At 47.5% G+C, this 16,192-nt stretch carries 14 protein-coding genes and 1 pseudogene; 13 read left to right on the top strand and 2 right to left on the bottom strand.

Annotated elements, in window-relative coordinates; genetic code table 11:
- Positions 1-6 precede the first annotated feature (6 nt).
- The 13 genes and pseudogenes from gspE to LPW36_RS02830 all read left to right on the top strand — a co-directional run bounded on the left by gspE (position 7) and on the right by LPW36_RS02830 (position 14,694).
- Positions 7-1,491: a type II secretion system ATPase GspE gene (gene gspE, locus LPW36_RS02765; protein ID WP_230607966.1), complete on the top strand. Its 1,485-nt coding sequence runs from the start codon at positions 7-9 to the stop codon at positions 1,489-1,491.
- The gene (gspF, locus tag LPW36_RS02770; RefSeq protein WP_230607967.1) at positions 1,491-2,699 is read left to right on the top strand and encodes a type II secretion system inner membrane protein GspF; all 1,209 of its coding nucleotides are present in this window, start codon (positions 1,491-1,493) and stop codon (positions 2,697-2,699) included. The genes gspE and gspF overlap by 1 nt, the downstream gene beginning before the upstream one ends.
- Positions 2,700-2,706: 7 nt before the next feature.
- Positions 2,707-3,183: a type II secretion system major pseudopilin GspG gene (gene gspG, locus LPW36_RS02775; protein ID WP_276574003.1), complete on the top strand. Its 477-nt coding sequence runs from the start codon at positions 2,707-2,709 to the stop codon at positions 3,181-3,183.
- Positions 3,183-3,728 carry a type II secretion system minor pseudopilin GspH gene (gene gspH, locus LPW36_RS02780; protein WP_230607968.1) on the top strand — a complete coding sequence of 182 codons (546 nt, stop codon included), beginning with the start codon at positions 3,183-3,185 and terminating at the stop codon, positions 3,726-3,728. Before gspG ends, gspH begins: the two co-directional genes overlap by 1 nt.
- The gene (gene gspI, locus LPW36_RS02785; RefSeq protein ID WP_230607969.1) at positions 3,709-4,086 is read left to right on the top strand and encodes a type II secretion system minor pseudopilin GspI; all 378 of its coding nucleotides are present in this window, start codon (positions 3,709-3,711) and stop codon (positions 4,084-4,086) included. The genes gspH and gspI overlap by 20 nt, the downstream gene beginning before the upstream one ends.
- Positions 4,083-4,814, top strand: a complete 732-nt coding sequence (gene gspJ, locus LPW36_RS02790) for a type II secretion system minor pseudopilin GspJ (RefSeq protein ID WP_230607970.1) — start codon at positions 4,083-4,085, stop codon at positions 4,812-4,814. The genes gspI and gspJ overlap by 4 nt, the downstream gene beginning before the upstream one ends.
- Positions 4,811-5,821, top strand: coding sequence for a type II secretion system minor pseudopilin GspK (gspK, locus tag LPW36_RS02795; RefSeq protein ID WP_230607971.1), 1,011 nt, complete (start codon positions 4,811-4,813; stop codon positions 5,819-5,821). The genes gspJ and gspK overlap by 4 nt, the downstream gene beginning before the upstream one ends.
- A gap of 14 nt (positions 5,822-5,835) precedes the next feature.
- Positions 5,836-6,993: a type II secretion system protein GspL gene (gene gspL, locus LPW36_RS02800; protein WP_230607972.1), complete on the top strand. Its 1,158-nt coding sequence runs from the start codon at positions 5,836-5,838 to the stop codon at positions 6,991-6,993.
- Positions 6,990-7,466 (top strand): type II secretion system protein GspM, encoded by a 477-nt coding sequence (gene gspM / locus LPW36_RS02805; protein WP_230607973.1) that lies wholly within the window; start codon positions 6,990-6,992, stop codon positions 7,464-7,466. The genes gspL and gspM overlap by 4 nt, the downstream gene beginning before the upstream one ends.
- Positions 7,463-8,278: a prepilin peptidase gene (locus tag LPW36_RS02810; protein ID WP_230607974.1), complete on the top strand. Its 816-nt coding sequence runs from the start codon at positions 7,463-7,465 to the stop codon at positions 8,276-8,278. Before gspM ends, LPW36_RS02810 begins: the two co-directional genes overlap by 4 nt.
- Before the next feature lie 506 nt (positions 8,279-8,784).
- Positions 8,785-11,505 (top strand): annotated as a pseudogene (locus LPW36_RS02815) (glycosyl hydrolase family 18 protein).
- A 103-nt stretch (positions 11,506-11,608) separates the two neighbouring features.
- Entirely contained in the window at positions 11,609-14,185 is a 2,577-nt protein-coding gene (locus LPW36_RS02820; RefSeq protein WP_276574004.1) for a chitinase, read from the top strand.
- A 74-nt stretch (positions 14,186-14,259) separates the two neighbouring features.
- A complete protein-coding gene (locus LPW36_RS02830; protein ID WP_230607975.1) occupies positions 14,260-14,694 on the top strand; it encodes a transglycosylase SLT domain-containing protein in 435 nt (144 codons plus the stop codon).
- A gap of 21 nt (positions 14,695-14,715) precedes the next feature.
- Here LPW36_RS02830 and LPW36_RS02835 read toward each other — a convergent pair whose 3' ends face one another.
- Both LPW36_RS02835 and dolP read right to left on the bottom strand, forming a co-directional pair.
- On the bottom strand, positions 14,716-15,369 hold the full coding sequence (locus tag LPW36_RS02835) for a winged helix-turn-helix transcriptional regulator (protein ID WP_230607976.1): 654 nt from the start codon (positions 15,367-15,369) through the stop codon (positions 14,716-14,718).
- 233 nt (positions 15,370-15,602) lie between these two features.
- Positions 15,603-16,181 carry a division/outer membrane stress-associated lipid-binding lipoprotein gene (gene dolP, locus LPW36_RS02840; protein ID WP_230607977.1) on the bottom strand — a complete coding sequence of 193 codons (579 nt, stop codon included), beginning with the start codon at positions 16,179-16,181 and terminating at the stop codon, positions 15,603-15,605.
- Between the last annotated feature and the right edge of the window lie 11 nt (positions 16,182-16,192).

Consider the following 16,192-nt stretch of genomic DNA (forward strand, 5'->3'; position numbering starts at 1 on the left):
GATGATATGGAAACTTCGAGCAAAGACTTCAGTGCCTATAGCTATGCCAAAGAGAATGGAATTCTGTTGGATCAAGGTGAGGTTTACCTGCGTGAAGATACGCCTTTACAGGCGTTACTGGAAATGCGGCGTATACAGGAACAGGCGTTTACCCCTATTACGTTAACCGTGGAAGCGTTCGATGAACGCTTGTCGCGGGTCTGGCAGCAGGGTAGCGGTGTATCTCAGCAAATGGTCGATGATATGGATGGTGATATCGACCTGATGGCACTGACGGAAGAGATCCCGGATAGTGAAGATTTGCTGGACAGTGACGAAAACTCGCCGGTTATTCGTCTGATTAACGCCATATTAAGTGAAGCCGTTAAAGAAGGTGCATCGGATATTCATATCGAAACCTTTGAGCGAACATTAAGTATTCGCTTTCGGGTTGATGGCCTGTTACATCCGGTTTTACAGCCAGCCAGAAAGCTGGCTCCGTTATTGGTTTCCCGTATTAAAGTTATGGCCAAGCTGGATATTGCTGAAAAGCGATTGCCACAGGATGGTCGTATCTCTTTACGTATTGGTCGTAAAGCCATTGATGTGCGGGTATCTACCATTCCTTCACAATATGGTGAGCGTGTGGTTATGCGTTTGTTGGATAAAAACAATATGCGCATGGATCTGGGACAGTTGGGCCTGGCGGATGATGACCGGGTGCTCCTTGAAGGGCTGATTGCCAAACCGCACGGTATCTTGCTGGTTACCGGACCAACAGGTTCTGGTAAGAGTACTTCTTTGTATGCCGTCCTTTCTTCCCTTAATGGCTTTGAACGCAACATTCTTACCGTAGAAGACCCTATTGAATATGAACTGGAAGGCGTCGGGCAAACTCAGGTTAACCCCAAAGTTGAGATGACCTTCGCCCGTGGTCTGCGCGCCATTCTGCGTCAGGACCCGGATGTGGTGATGATCGGGGAAATTCGTGATAGTGAAACCGCGCAAATTGCCGTTCAGGCATCATTAACCGGTCACCTGGTGATGTCCACCCTTCACACCAACAGTGCCTGCGGTGCGGTTACGCGTTTGCGGGATATGGGGTTGGAATCGTTTCTGATCGGTTCCTCATTATTAGGGGTTATTGCCCAACGTCTGGTGCGCCGCCTGTGTAAACATTGCCGTACTACTTCTGAACTTTCCGAAAGGGAAAAAGCGATGTATAGCTTTTTACCCCAACCTCCGGATGTGATTTACCGTGCCGTTGGCTGCGAACAGTGTCGTGAAAGTGGTTATCAGGGACGTGCCGGTATCCATGAATTTCTGGTGATGAATACAGAGCTGCGTCGTGCCATTAACGACAATCTGGATGAGATGACGCTGGACGATATATTGCGCAAACATACCCGAAGCCTGCGGCAGAACGGATTACTAAAAGTTATCAGTGGTGAAACTTCTATTGAAGAGGTGATGCGCGTCACCGCTGAACAAAATGAATCCGGAGAAGCATAATGGCACATTACGCATGGCGGGCAACGTTGCCAAACGGCAAAACCCAAAAAGGCACCCTACAGGCGGATACGCCAAAGCAGGCGCGCCAGCAGCTGCGGGAACAGGGCATGACGCCCATCAGCATAGAAGAGACTAAAGCGGAGTCGGGTGGTAAAAAATCGTTTTTTGCCCGCAAGATTTCCAGTAACTCACTGGCTCTATTTACCCGCCAGTTATCAACACTGACCAATGCCGCTTTGCCTTTAGAAAGCGCGTTAAAAGTTATTGCCCGCCAAACGGAAGATGAAGTGATGGCGAAAGCCATTGATGATATCCACGATAAGGTGGTGGAAGGCTACTCCCTTTCGGATGCTTTGGGTAACTACCCTCAGGCGTTCGACAATTTGTACCGTACACTGGTGACCGCAGGGGAAAAGACCGGTCATTTAGGGAAAGTGCTCGACAAACTGGCTGATTACAACGATCAACGTCAACAGATGAAAAGTAAGCTGACTCAGGCGATGGTATACCCCATTACCCTGACGTTGGTAGCAACGACGGTTATTTGTATTTTGTTGGTGGCGGTAGTACCGCAAGTGGTCGATCAGTTTACCCATATGAAGCAGCAACTGCCGGTGACGACGCGAACGCTGATTGCCGTGAGTGACTTCTTACAAAACAATGGGCTGTTTATTTTAATAGGGATCGTTGCTGCCGTATTTGGATTCCGTACCTGGGTAGCCAGAGGGCAGAACCGTCTGCGTTACCATAAATGGCTGGTACGTTCCGCATCCATCAGCAAATTAGTACGGGCAATTAACAGTGCCCGCTATATTCGTACCCTCAGTATTTTGCAGGCCAGTAGCGTTCCATTATTAGAAGCCATGAATATCTCGGTAGACGGGATAGAGAATCTTTATGCCAGAGAAGTACTCACCGAAGCGGCTGACAAGGTTCGTCAGGGGGCAACGCTGAACTCTTCTCTGGAACAAACACAGCTATTCCCGCCAATGATGCTGTATATGGTGGCATCGGGAGAACAGAGTAGCGAGTTGGGGCCGCTAATGGAACGCGCCGCAGACACTCAGGATAAAGCCCTTCAACATCGTATTACATTAACTTTAGCCGTTTTCGAACCCGCGTTGGTTATTACCATGGCGACTATCGTGCTGTTTATCGTCATGTCGATTCTACAACCGATCCTGCAACTTAATAACATGGTGAGTTAAGAATATCATGAAAAATCAAAACATTAATCAAAAGCGCATGCGGAGCCAATCGGGTTTTACCCTGATGGAAATCATGGTGGTTATCGTTATTTTGGGTGTTTTGGCCAGTCTGGTTATCCCTAACCTGATGGGAAACAAAGAGCGTGCGGACCGACAAAAAGCGGTGAGTGATATTGTCGCACTGGAAAATACCCTTGATATGTACAAGTTGGATAACGGGCGCTACCCAACCACTGAGCAGGGCCTTAAAGCGCTGGTTACCAAACCTGAACTTCAGCCAATACCGAAAAACTATCGTGCAGATGGCTATATTCGTCGTCTGCCAACTGACCCATGGAACAATGACTATTTAATTGTTAGCCCGGGTGAACACGGACCTATTGATGTGTTTTCCGTTGGTCCGGGTGGTGAGGCAAATACTGCCGATGATGTCACCAACTGGGATATGGATAAGAAAACCGAAGCAACGCCAGGACAAAAATAATGTCCAGTCATCGCTCCCGGGGCTTTACGCTGCTTGAAGTTATGCTAACGCTGGTGATCTTTGCTATCAGCGCCACCATTGTGGTGATGACATTACCTTCAAAAAGCGGGCCGGGAGTGTTTGGCGAACAGTTTAAAACCTTGGTGGATTATGGCTCCAGCAAAGCCGTCATGGAGGACAGTGTTGTCGGCCTGACGCTAACCTATCAGGGATATCAACTGATGATCCTGAAAGGGAACGGTGAAGGGGCTCAGGATAGCCTGCAGTGGGAGCCGCTTGTGGCGGGTCGTATTACCACTAAAGGCGAATTTCCGGAAGATCTGCGGATCACCATAGAACCGCAGAAAATGGCGCTGAGTTTAAATGATCCACCACAAATTATTTTTTTACCGGACGGTGAGATCAGTCTGTTCAGACTGACATTCGAAGGAGAAGACAGAAAAGATATCTATTCTGTGGTCTCTCAGGGCGCATCTCCGGTTGAGGTGGTAAACGGCTACGGTAACGAAGCAAAAGAGGCAGATAATGCGAAAGATGCGCAATGAGCAAGGCATGACGCTGCTGGAAGTCATGGTGGCCATGGCTATCTTCTCTTGCGCAGCGTTAGCGCTGATGAATACCGTGACCGTCAGTAGTCACTATACCGCACAGTTGGGAGAGACACTGCGGGCCAGTTGGGTAGCGGAAAATCAAATGGCTGAAGCGCGGTTAGCTCACCGTGCGTTTACCGACCAGCCCAGTGGCAATGAAGAGATTGGCGGCCAAACCTGGTACTGGCAGGCGCGATTAGCGCAGACGTCGTCCGGAGTGAAAGTGAATGAGGTCATCGTGTTTCGCGAAGGTGAAGAGGAACATCCGTTGGTCACTCTACGGGATGCTTCACTGGCTGGAGGCACAAAATGAACGCCTTAAAGCGTGCTCGCCAACAGGGTTTTACCATGATGGAGGTGATCATTGCGCTGGTAATATTCGCCATGATCAGCATGATGGCGTGGCAGATTTTAAACGGTTCAATGAGCAATGCGGCGGTGTCGGACGCACAGTCGGCCAGGTTTAACCAGCTACAAATAACCTATAGCCGATTGGAGCGTGATTTTTCGCAGGCCATGCCTCGCGCTCCGGTTGGCAGCAGCGCTGCGTTTCAACTGAGAGACGGCATATTGGTTCTGACCACGCAGGACAGTGTAGTCAGCCTTGGAAATCCACAAAGTGCAGACTTGATTCGGGTTTCATGGTGGTTGAAAGATAACCAGGTCTATCGGGGGATCGCCTCGGTACTGGATGGTGCCAGTGTCACTGACTGGACTAAGATTCCAATGATTGACCATGTCAAAAAGATGGACTGGCGCTTTTTTAATACAGACTGGCAAAACCAGTGGGATGAAGCAGAGATGATCCCTAAAGGTATCGAGCTAACCTTAACGCTGGAAGACGATACGGTATGGCGTTGGGTGTTTATGACCCCGGGTAGCTGGCCAAAAGGTGGAACATCAAGTATTCAGGGGTCTGATGAAAACAATCCGGCGGCGGGTGAGCAGAAACCTGATGCGGATAAACCGGGCGATGCCGCCCCATCGGCAACCACGCCTGCACAAGGTGGCAGTACGCCGGATGCGGGAGGTGCCAAATGAACCGTGGATCTAAACGGCGTCAGAGAGGTGTCGCACTGTTAGTAGTGTTGATTCTGTTGGTATTAATGTCGGTATTAGCCGCCCGCATCAGCCAGCAGTTTACCCGCAACCTACAGAAGATTCAGTTTCAACTGGGCCAGCAAACTTTGCGTTGGAACTCAGATGCCGCGGTGCAACTGGCGATTGTTCGATTGGAAGGCGATCTGTCTGACGGGAAAAAGCCCAGTTCGCTGGATCAGTCCTGGGCCCAGCCAGTTAGCGTAAAAACGGATGATTATCAGTTGGAAAGCCAGGTCGTTGATGCGCAAACCTGCTTTAACGTCAACAGCCTGTTAACGGTGGATAATAGCTCGAATTCATCCCTTCCCGGTGAGAAGCCGATGACGCAAAAAGTGGTGGAATACCTGATGAGCAGTGCCGGTATTAATTCGGCAACGGCAGAAACGCTGTTTAATGAACTGACCGTTTATTTAGGGATTGATGGCGGAAGCGACAATGCTAAAGCCAATTCAGCGGCAGAAGCCTTTAAGACGATGCAACCGCCAAGAGTACCGGCTAAACAGATGATGTACTCCATCAGCGAATTGAAATTGCTGCCGGGGTTTCCACTGGAGTCTTATGCCAGATTAAGCAAGCTGTTATGCGCATTACCCAATACTAAAACTAAAGTGAACATTAACTCATTGACGGAACAGCAGGCTCCTTTGCTTTCAGGGCTATTTTTAGGAGAGTTGACGGTTGATGATGCCCGTCAACTGATTAGCAAACGCCCTGATAGCGGTTGGGAAACCGTGGAAGCATTTAAAGCTCAGTTGGAGAAGCAGTTTCCGGTGAAGGGTAAAGAGACTTCCGCCGACACGTATATGACCGTGAACAGTAATTTTTTCACCGTTTATACTACCGGACGCACGGATAATCTGACTCTGCGATTTGTTGATAATTTGTACCTTGATGAAGAGACCAGAGAAGCCAGCCGCTGGTTACATCGATATCGAACTATTGAGTAGTAGGGATATTTATAATGAAACAGGCACTTTTTATCAGATTAGGTTCAACGCCGGATACGCCCGTTTGGTGGTGTGCTCTGCAGGCTGGAGTGGCATCAACACCTGAGCGTCTGAACGGCTGGGATCAACTCTCTCAACTGAGGGCACATCCGTTATCGCAATATGTTTGCCTGTTACTTCCTACCAGCGATCTTATCTTTCGCCGTTTTAAGTTACCTAAAAAATGGGCTCTGCATCAAACCCCTCAATTTACCTGGATAGCAGAAGACTCACTGATGGGTGAAATCGATGATTTGCACTGGACCGTTATGCGACGGACCGGCGGTGAGTTAGATACGGTTGCGGTACGCAGTACCAAATTGCAGCAGTGGCTGGATGCCTGTAACAGCGCGGGGCTTAAAGTGCTCCAGGCATTACCCGACGCGTTATTGCTGCCGGAGAATCCTCAGGGACATACGTTGGTTTCTCTGGAAGATCAGTGGTGGGTGCGTTATGAAACCGGGGCCAGCGTGGTGGAAACGCCACTGTTATCGGACCTGTTGGTTCGTTTACCCCAGGGAACCCGGCGCAGCTATGGTGACTTACCGGAAGGCATGAGTGCTGATGAAGTCAATCCGTGGCAGCATCCATTACTGCTAATTCAGGAACGCTGGCGGGCAGAGCGGCTAAATGTACTGCATGGTGTGTTTAGCCAGTCTGATAACCGCGGTGAGATCTTAAAGCGCTGGAAAAAACCACTGATATTTTCTGTGATTCTGGCGTTTTGTCTGAGTCTGTTTCCTCAATTTGCCGTGTTGTGGAACGTTAAAGGCCGCCAGAATGCGCTGGCTGAGGAAACCCAGCAGGTCTATAAACGCTATCTCCCCGGTGAGGCACCAACCAGCAACCTGAAGTACAACTTTGAAAAAGGCATCGCTAAAGCGAAAAGTGGTTTTTTCACTCAGTTACAACAGCTGGATATGATGAAGCAGGCCTATCCGGATATTGAAGTTCGCTCAGTGAAATATGATGGTAAGAGTGGAGCATTAACGCTGGATGTCAGCTCAATGGAAAAAGACCGGATCTCCGCGTTTGTTACACAAACTCAGCCGATCTTTGGCTTCACTTTACAGCCGGGTTCAACAAATCCGCCATATACCGGCGTTCTGGTTGGGGGAGATGTCGCAAAATGAAAGAGAAGCTAATCGCCTATTTTAATGGCAAAGCGCCACGGGAACGGGTACTGATGGTTTTAGGGGTAATAACCCTACTGTGGGGACTGTTGTTTTACGGTTTGTGGATCCCTTTACAGACAGCAGTACAGGAAGGCTGGCAGGCCATCTCCCGCTCTCAGGATACCATCACCTGGATGCAGGAAATGGCGGAAGACAGAGATTTACCGACTTATCAATTGATTGCTGCGGATCCTAAACAGGCGATTGAGCAGAGTGCAGCTCAGGCAAAAATCACTTTGCCACAGATGCAAATGGCGGCCAATAGCGCAGATATCATTATTGATAATGTACCTTTTGTTTCGCTAAAAAGTTGGCTGGTCGCGTTAAACAATACATCAGGCATTCGAATTGAAAACATCACTATGGCTCCGGCAGATAATGCGGGAGGCGTGAAAGTTCAGTTGAAGCTGGCCTGGGGCCCAAGAGGATGAGTTCAACAGAGCAGCTATTTTTCCTGCTGCGAGGTGAGCATTTATGGCTGTTTTGCCTGTTTAGCGCTGTGTTAGGCGCCATTACAGGCAGTTTTTTGGGGGTGGTGATAGAGCGTTTACCCTTGATGCTTAACCATCAGGAAGGGGAGCCGGAGTTGAATCTGACTCTGCCTCGCTCTCATTGTTCGCATTGTTTACATGTATTGTGCTGGTGGGAGAATGTTCCCATCGTTAGCTGGTTGGTATTACGTGGGCGTTGTAGTCAGTGTCAAAGTGCCATTCCAGCCCGATTACTCTGGATTGAGGTGACGACAGGTCTACTGTTTTGTCTGATGGCAATCTTAATGCCGTCACCAGAAAGGTTATTATCAGCATGGATATTGGTCAGTTTTTTACTGGCCCTTAGCCTGATTGACTGGTGGCATATGCTGTTGCCGGATGTATTAACACAGCCGCTGCTTTGGCTGGGATTACTGATCAATGCCTGTAGCGGCGCAGTTAATTTAGCGGATGCTGTATACGGCGCGGTGGCGGGTTATTTGTGCTTATGGTTGCTGTACTGGCTGTTTCGTGGGCTGACGGGAAAAGAGGGGCTGGGTTATGGTGATTTTAAATTGTTAGCTGCACTAGGGGCATGGTTAGGATGGCAGGCGCTCCCCTTTCTGTGCCTTATTGCCGGACTCACAGGTATGGTCATCGGTGGCTGGAAAACCTGGAAAGCAGGGAAACAGACACCACTACCTTTTGGCCCCTATTTAAGTTTTTCCGGCGCAATATTATTTATATTTTATAATTCACATATATATCTTTAACTTAATAAAAATAACAATTTTATTTTTTTAGATTCAGGAAGAAATAGTTATTCATTGCTATTGTTTTAATACGAGAGGAACTCTTTTATTTAATGGATAAGTATGAGGTAAGCATTATTTGAAATAAATAAAAGTTATTAAGCCTGATGGTTGGTTTTTATTATTCTTGCATAAAGATATGTTTTTGTTTTTAACAAATCAATTTGCCAGGATATGCCGTTATTTTTCTTCGGATTTTTCCGAGGTAGCACCGTATTTTTCATGTAGCTGAAAGATAAGTGTTTTAGTGGTCTTAGCGTCTCATAAAGATAATGAAGAAAAGATATCTGACTATTTATTATGAGAAAGTTGGTATTGGATTAATATCAGAGGAGTGAAGGCAGGTCCTTTTTTAATTAATTGAAGTCTGCTTTTTAACGAATTTTGTCAAGATTTAAAGAGTGCTTTTTGTGATGTTACCCCAGCATAAGGCAAGGTATTTATTTTATTGATAAAGGTATTTATAAATGAAATTAATGAAGCCCAATATTCTGGCATTGATAATTGCCACCCTGGCAGTACCCGCATGGGCTGCTGTCCCTGGCAAACCGTCATTAGGTAGTGGAAATGACAAGTTTGCTATTATTGAAGTCGATCAAAGTGCAACAGCTTACAATAACCTAGTTAAAGTCCATGATAGTGCCACTGTTACTGTTGAGTGGAGTATCTGGAGTGGCGATACCGGAAAAACGGCTAAAGTCTTATTTGATGGTAAAGAAGTCTGGAGTGGTTCAGCTGGTAGTAGTACCGGCAAAGCCACCTTTGCAGTGAAAAAAGGCGGTCGTTATCAGGAACAGGTTGAAGTCTGTAATGATAGCGGTTGTACCAAAAGTGACAGCAAACTTGTGATCGTTGCGGATACCGACGGTAGCCACCTGCTTCCGCTGGCACCAACGATGAAAGAGAACAATAAAACGTTCAGTAAACATACCGATAAAGTTGTTGGGGCCTACTATGCCGAGTGGGGCGTTTATGACCGTAACTTCCCGGTTGATAAAATTCCTGCTGCTAACCTGAACCATATTCTTTATGGTTTCATACCGATTTGTGGTGGTAATGGTATTAACGACAGCCTGAAAACCGTTGACGGTGGTAGTAGTTTTGCGGCATTGGAGCGTTCTTGTGCTGGTCGTCAGGATTTCCAGGTCGCTATTCACGACCCTTGGGCGGCAATTCAGAAACCGCAAACTGGCGTTAGCGCCTGGGATGACCCCTACAAAGGTAACTTCGGTCAACTGATGGCGTTGAAAAAAGCCTATCCGGACCTGAAAGTGCTGCCTTCAATTGGTGGCTGGACACTGTCTGACCCATTCTTCCAATTGAATGATAAAACTAAACGCGACCGTTTTGTTGCATCAGTAAAAGATTTCCTGAAAACCTGGAAATTCTTTGACGGTGTAGATATTGACTGGGAATTCCCGGGCGGTGGCGGTGAAAACGAGAAATTAGGTAATCCGCAGGTAGATAAAGCGACCTATACCGCGTTAATGCGTGAATTACGCGATATGTTAAATAGCTTAGGTGCCGAAACTGGTCGTACTTATGAGTTAACCTCAGCGATTGGTGTGGGTAGCGATAAGGTTGAAGATGTTGATTACGGTACTGCTCAACAGTATCTGGATCACATCTTTATGATGAGCTATGACTTCTATGGTGCCTGGAGTATGACCGATTTAGGTCACCAAACTGCACTGTATGCACCGGCATTCAGACCTGACACTAACTACACAGCAGATAACGGATTGAAAGCCTTGTTGGCGCAGGGCGTTGATCCGAAGAAACTGGTATTGGGTGCAGCGATGTATGGTCGTGGCTGGACTGGTGTACATGGATATACCGCAGGTAATCCATTTACTGGTACTGCAACCGGACCGGTGAAAGGTACATGGGAAAGTGGTATTGCGGACTATCGTGAAATTGTCAACAAGTACAGAAATGGTTCTGGCTGGACATATAGCTACGATACCGTTGCACAGGCCCCTTACCTGTTCAATTCTTCAACCGGTGATTTAGTCACTTATGATGATGCTCGTTCTGTCGCAGCAAAAGGTCAGTACGTTCTGGATAAAGGCATGGGTGGTTTGTTTGCCTAGGAAATTGATGCCGATAACGGTGATATCCTGAATGCCATGAACGAAAGCCTGATGGGTACCAGTTCTGGCGGCGGCGGTGATGTTACACCTCCGGCTCCGGTTAACCAGCCTCCGGTAGCAACAGCAGCCGACCAAAACGTTACTGGTCCGGTACAAGTCATTCTGGATGGTTCAGCATCTATGGATCCTGAAGGTGGCAAATTAACCTATCTGTGGAGCAAAATTTCTGGTCCAACAGTAACATTAACTAACGCCAGTACCGCAAAAGCGAAGTTTAGCGCACCGGCGGTTACCACTGACCAAACTTATGTATTCCAGTTGAAAGTGACTGATGACAAAGGCTTGAGTAATGCGATTGAAGTGAAAGTCGTTAACAAAGCGCCTAAGGCAAATCAGGCACCGGTGGTTAATCTGATTGATAGCATCTCTGTTGTATCGGGTGAATCCGTCACATTGCATGCGCAAGCAGGCGATCCTGATGGTGATACCTTGACCTACCAGTGGTCAGTTCCGGGAGAACTGTCTGCAGGCGCTACTAATACGGGTGATTTAACTATCACCGGGCCGGTTGTCACTTCCGAAACCAGCTATAACGTATCGGTTATGGTCAGCGATGGTAAAACCAGTACTCAGGCCAGTACTCGCGTTACCGTAACGCCTCCTCCAGCTCCGGAACCAACTCCAGAGCCAGAACCAACCCCAACTCCGAACCCGGATGATGGTACCAGCGGTGGTGGTAGTGGTGGAAGCGGCGGTGGTGCAACCGGTAGCTGTTCTAATCCGGTTGACCCGGCGGCAGCCAGCCAACCAGCATGGTCAGCCTCTAAGGTTTACAACGGTGGTGAGACTGTTAGCTTCAACAACCTGGTATGGAAAGCGAAATACTGGACTCAAAACAACCAGCCTGGATTTGGTGTCGATCAGTGGGAACTGGTTAGCAAGGTCAAACTGTCCTGGCGTTCAGATATCGTTTATAACGGTGGTGAGACTACTTCCTTCAATGGCTCCGAGTGGAAAGCCAAATGGTGGACTAAAGGCGATGAGCCTGGCAAAGCCGATGTTTGGGTTAAACAGGGCGCTTCTGATTGTAAATAATCGTTGAGCCATGGGGCGTGCAGTACCAAAAGTATTGCACGCCATTACCCAACGGGCGTTTTTACCAATGGCTAAAGAACTATTCTAAATCGGAGCTTTTATTATGAAGATGAAGTTGCTATCAAAAGCATTCATTGTACTGGGCTTCTGTAGCATGGCCTCATCGGCCATGGCGCTGGAAGCCTGGAGTGGTCAGGAAGGAAGTGATAATTATCAGGTTATCTATTCTGGTAACGTTTATGCCAATGCCTGGTGGGTGGGAGCAAGCGATTGTCCTGCCAGTTCAATTCAGAATCCTGACAGCAATGCGTGGCGTTTTGTTCGGGCCGCAACCGAACAAGAGATGAAACAGTACGGTAACCCGACCACCTGTGATGTCTCGAATGGTGCAGGTGCCGTCGTTGCCCCTAATTTTGAAATTACACAATCCTATACTAAGGGAACCGTTGTTGGTGCCGCTGGCGCTACCTATAAGGCAACGGCGGATATTCCCGACCATACTTTTGAACCGGGAAAAACCAATCCATGGAAAGCCTATGCGGCGGCGCCTGGATGGGCAGCCGATAAAGTGTATGAAGCAGGTGAGATTGTTATTGTAAATGGTCAGGGTTATAAATCTTTGTTCTATAACATCGGTGATAACCCGGCCAGCGCTGACAACCAAAGTCCGGATGGTAATAACGGTCGTCCATGGCAACCATTGGGTCCATTAACTAACTTTACCGATCAGGAATTGGCTAAAGCGCCAACCCTGAATTTAGAAACTACCTATGCAGCCGGGACTCTGGTGAAGTACCAAAGTATCCCTTATGTTGCCCAATCACAGGTTCATAAAGTGAAACCTGATGATAAAACATCCTGGGAAATTTACATTGACTGGACCGGCACCAAAGAGCGCGTTGGTAAACCAAACTCAACATGGCCAAAACACGTTTATGCTCCTTATGTCGACTTTACGCTAAACAGTATTCCTGACCTGGCTTCTCTGTCGAAGAGCCAGAATATTACGCACTACACTCTGGCCTTTATTGTGGCTAAAGATTCGAATACCTGTCTGCCAACCTGGGGTACGGCCTATAACATTAACGACTATACCCAATACAGAAAGATTAAAGAGTTACGTGAAGCGGGTGGTGACGTGATGGTCTCTATCGGTGGGGCAAACAACACACCACTGGCAGCCGCCTGTAAGAACGTAGACGATCTGCAGAAACAATACTATGACATTGTTGATAACCTGAATCTTAACGTTCTGGATTTCGATATTGAAGGTAACTGGGTTGCAGATAGTGAGTCAATTCAACGACGCAACGAGGCAGTGAAAAAGGTACAGGATCGCTGGCGTCAGGAAGGCCGTAAAGTGGGTATCTGGTATACCTTACCAATTTTGCCAACCGGATTAACTCAGGAAGGTATCTATGTACTGAATGATGCTAAAGCCAAGGGTGTGGATCTGGCGGGTGTTAACGTCATGACCATGGACTACGGTAATAGCATTTGTCAGTCTGCCGGTACCGAAGGCCAGAATATTCACGCTAAGTGTGCCACATCAGCGGTTGATAATCTGTTTTCTCAGGTAAAAGCCATTTGGCCTACCAAAGATGACGCGACGGTGAATGGCATGTTAGGTACTACACCAATGATCGGCTTTAACGACGTTCAGGGGGAAGTATTCTATCTGTCTGATGCCAATGTGGTTTACCAACAGGCTAAAAATCGTAACATCGGTATGATTGGTATCTGGTCAATGTTCCGTGACCAGCCAGGTACAGCCGGATATGTAGGTCCGGAGAATAGTGGGATGACTGAACAACAGGCACCAATATATGCCTATAGTAAAGTCTTTGCACCGTTCACCACCGCCAGTGATGGTCAACCTGTGCCTCCGGTTACTGGAAATGTGCCTCCGGTTGCTAACGCAGGCGTCAGCCAGACGGTTGATGGCTCGCAGCCAATCACGCTGGATGGCTCTGGCTCTACCGATCAGGATGGCGATGCACTCACTTATCAATGGGAGCAGACCAGTGGACCAGCGGTGACTTTAAATGGTGCTGATAAGGCGAAAGCGACCTTTAGTGTCGAACAACCGGTACAGCACGCAACCTATAAGTTCCGTTTGACGGTTAAAGACCCTGAACACAGTGCTTATGCGGATACTACCGTATCTGTAATTAATGCGGCGCAGCCAATCGCACCAACATTAACACTGTCTCCAAGCTGGCAGGTACAAAGTGGCAGTCAGGTAGTGATTACCGCCACGGCGACCGATCCTGACAGTACGGGTAGTCAGCTAACCTGGAGCTGGACAATTCCAAGTGAACTGACTCAGGTTACCGGACAAGGCACCAATACCTTGACCATTACTGCACCATCCGTCACCACAGTGAAGAGCTATCAACTGACAGCTCGGGTTATCGACCAAAATAATCTGAGTGCAACGGCAAATACGGCATTACAGGTCAACCCTGTGGCTGAACCAACGCCAGCACCGTCAGGGGATTACCAGTATGTTTATCCGAAAGATATCAGTAAATATACTGCCGGAACTCGCGTGTTAGGAAAAGATGGCAGCATTTATGAATGTAAACCATTCCCATATTCTGGCTGGTGTAGCCAGGCAGCATGGGCCTATGAACCGGGTAAAGGCGTTAACTGGAAAGATGCCTGGGATAAACGTTAACTATTGACTAAGTCCGGTTATCGCCAGGGTGGCGATAACCGGCAAATAGTAAAGCCTGTACCGGAGAGCATATAATGAGAATCACAGCTTTCTTTGCATTCATGGCAATCAGTACTGCAAGCTATGCCACCTGCTGGGATGAAGCCGCAGGCTACTTCAATATTGATCCCCGGTTATTAAATGCCATTGCGCAAGTTGAGTCGGGTATGAAGGCGGATGCCTATAACTCCAATAATAATGGAAGTTATGACGTTGGATTGATGCAAATAAACAGCTCGCACTTCTCACGCCTGAAGAAATTAGGCGTTGATGAATATGTACTGGTTAACGATCCCTGTATTTCTGTGTTGGTTGGTGCTTCTATTTTATCGGAAATGATTGGTCAATACGGTTACACCTGGGAAGTGGTTGGCGCCTACAATGCCGGGATGGGCGAAAAACGCCACGACCTGAGAATGAAATACGCTTACCGGGTATGGCAGCGTTATCAAAAGCTAAAGGAAAGATAACGGATAAGTCCAGGAGAGTGGTTAAAACTTGTCGGGCAACTTGCCTACGTACTGTAATTTTCCATTTTCAATTTTGATATATTCCCCCTGTCTGAGTGCAGACAGTATATTCATAATACGACTACGGGAAAAGTTAGTCCGCTCCTGAATGTAGGTGTAAGCACTGGTACTCAGGCGTATTTCTTCCGGTTCGTCCATCAGTTGTAACAAGTGCCGGCATATTGATTCATAAATGGAGGTTCCCGGTATATTGACCTCTCTTTCTCCCAGACTCTGAATAAAATAAGCCTGTAAGTACATCAAACTTATTAATAAGTTATGCTGCTGGATACACTCCAGTGCCTGTTTTGCCGGTAATAACCCCAATTCAACGTCAGTTTCTGTACGTAAAAAGAACTCGCTTTGGTTCATGCCTAAAGAGGCGAGTCCCATTATTGCGGGCGCGTAGGTATTGGTTAATACCAGACTATCTTTTTGTCGGCATACGGAAGCGCTGCCCTTGAGTAACAGAATGCAAAGGGGAATGTTTTTATTAGACAGTTGGATATTTCGATACTGTTTATAGGTTTTAAAGGTGGCGAGCGGTGTTAAAATTTCCATCAACTTACTGATATGCTCGGTTGGCTTACCTTCGAATAGTTGAAGGTGGTCTGTTTTGTCATGCTCAGCGCTCATTTTGTACCTTACATCATTATGTTCGGGATAATTTAAGCATAAACAAGAAATGGTGAATTTCACAGAAAACAGGTCTGAAAAGTCAGTATTTTTAGTAACAGAGGAAATTATTTGCTACCCGAACGGGTGAGTGATTGCGTTTTGGTTTTTTTACCAGGAGTTTGAGTAAGGTTTATTATTAAACCTGGCATCACAACCAATACTAATGTCTGTTGTGATGCCAGATAAGGGCGCTATTTCACGTACTGGAATACAGTGACAACCTGTTTTACGCCGCTCACTTGACTGGCAATTTTAGCCGCTTCCTGACCCTGAGCTTCCGTTACCAGACCCAGCAGGAAGACCTCACCATTCTCAGTCACTACTTTCACATTGCTGGATTTCACTTTATCACTGGTCAGTAGTTGAGAACGAATTTTGGTGGTGATCCAGCTATCGCTTGATGCCGTACCAATTTCTACTGGCTTACCTTCACGAACCGCATTGTGAACTTCCTGTGTACCTTCTACGCCTACGGCAATGTTTTTGGCGCGTTCAGCCAGCTCTGCTTTTGGCGTTTGGCCGGTTAACAGAACGCTGCCGTGATAGGCGGTAGTAACGATACGGGCTTCTTGCTTAATTTCCTGGTCTTTAGCGATAGCACTGCTGACGCGGGCTTCTAATGTGACGTCATCTACCTGCGTGCCTACTGTACGCGGGTCGGTAGCTGTTTTCGTTGCCATAGCAGCACCACCGGCAACCACAGCCACACAGCCACTTAGCATGGTGGTACTCAGTAACATAGCCAACACAGTAAGGTTACGGATTTTCATTCAAAAAAGCT

Source organism: Limnobaculum eriocheiris, from assembly GCF_021010575.1.
Classification (GTDB): domain Bacteria; phylum Pseudomonadota; class Gammaproteobacteria; order Enterobacterales; family Enterobacteriaceae; genus Limnobaculum; species Limnobaculum eriocheiris.

What these genes read in the sequence shown, in the direction of transcription:
- gspE (WP_230607966.1), top strand. Translation starts at nt 7, where the DNA reads ATGGAAACTTCGAGCAAAGACTTCAGTGCCTATAGCTATGCCAAAGAG.
- gspF (WP_230607967.1), top strand. Translation starts at nt 1,491, where the DNA reads ATGGCACATTACGCATGGCGGGCAACGTTGCCAAACGGCAAAACCCAA.
- gspG (WP_276574003.1), top strand. Translation starts at nt 2,707, where the DNA reads ATGAAAAATCAAAACATTAATCAAAAGCGCATGCGGAGCCAATCGGGT.
- gspH (WP_230607968.1), top strand. Translation starts at nt 3,183, where the DNA reads ATGTCCAGTCATCGCTCCCGGGGCTTTACGCTGCTTGAAGTTATGCTA.
- gspI (WP_230607969.1), top strand. Translation starts at nt 3,709, where the DNA reads ATGCGAAAGATGCGCAATGAGCAAGGCATGACGCTGCTGGAAGTCATG.
- gspJ (WP_230607970.1), top strand. Translation starts at nt 4,083, where the DNA reads ATGAACGCCTTAAAGCGTGCTCGCCAACAGGGTTTTACCATGATGGAG.
- gspK (WP_230607971.1), top strand. Translation starts at nt 4,811, where the DNA reads ATGAACCGTGGATCTAAACGGCGTCAGAGAGGTGTCGCACTGTTAGTA.
- gspL (WP_230607972.1), top strand. Translation starts at nt 5,836, where the DNA reads ATGAAACAGGCACTTTTTATCAGATTAGGTTCAACGCCGGATACGCCC.
- gspM (WP_230607973.1), top strand. Translation starts at nt 6,990, where the DNA reads ATGAAAGAGAAGCTAATCGCCTATTTTAATGGCAAAGCGCCACGGGAA.
- LPW36_RS02810 (WP_230607974.1), top strand. Translation starts at nt 7,463, where the DNA reads ATGAGTTCAACAGAGCAGCTATTTTTCCTGCTGCGAGGTGAGCATTTA.
- LPW36_RS02820 (WP_276574004.1), top strand. Translation starts at nt 11,609, where the DNA reads ATGAAGATGAAGTTGCTATCAAAAGCATTCATTGTACTGGGCTTCTGT.
- LPW36_RS02830 (WP_230607975.1), top strand. Translation starts at nt 14,260, where the DNA reads ATGAGAATCACAGCTTTCTTTGCATTCATGGCAATCAGTACTGCAAGC.
- LPW36_RS02835 (WP_230607976.1), bottom strand. Translation starts at nt 15,369, where the DNA reads ATGAGCGCTGAGCATGACAAAACAGACCACCTTCAACTATTCGAAGGT.
- dolP (WP_230607977.1), bottom strand. Translation starts at nt 16,181, where the DNA reads ATGAAAATCCGTAACCTTACTGTGTTGGCTATGTTACTGAGTACCACC.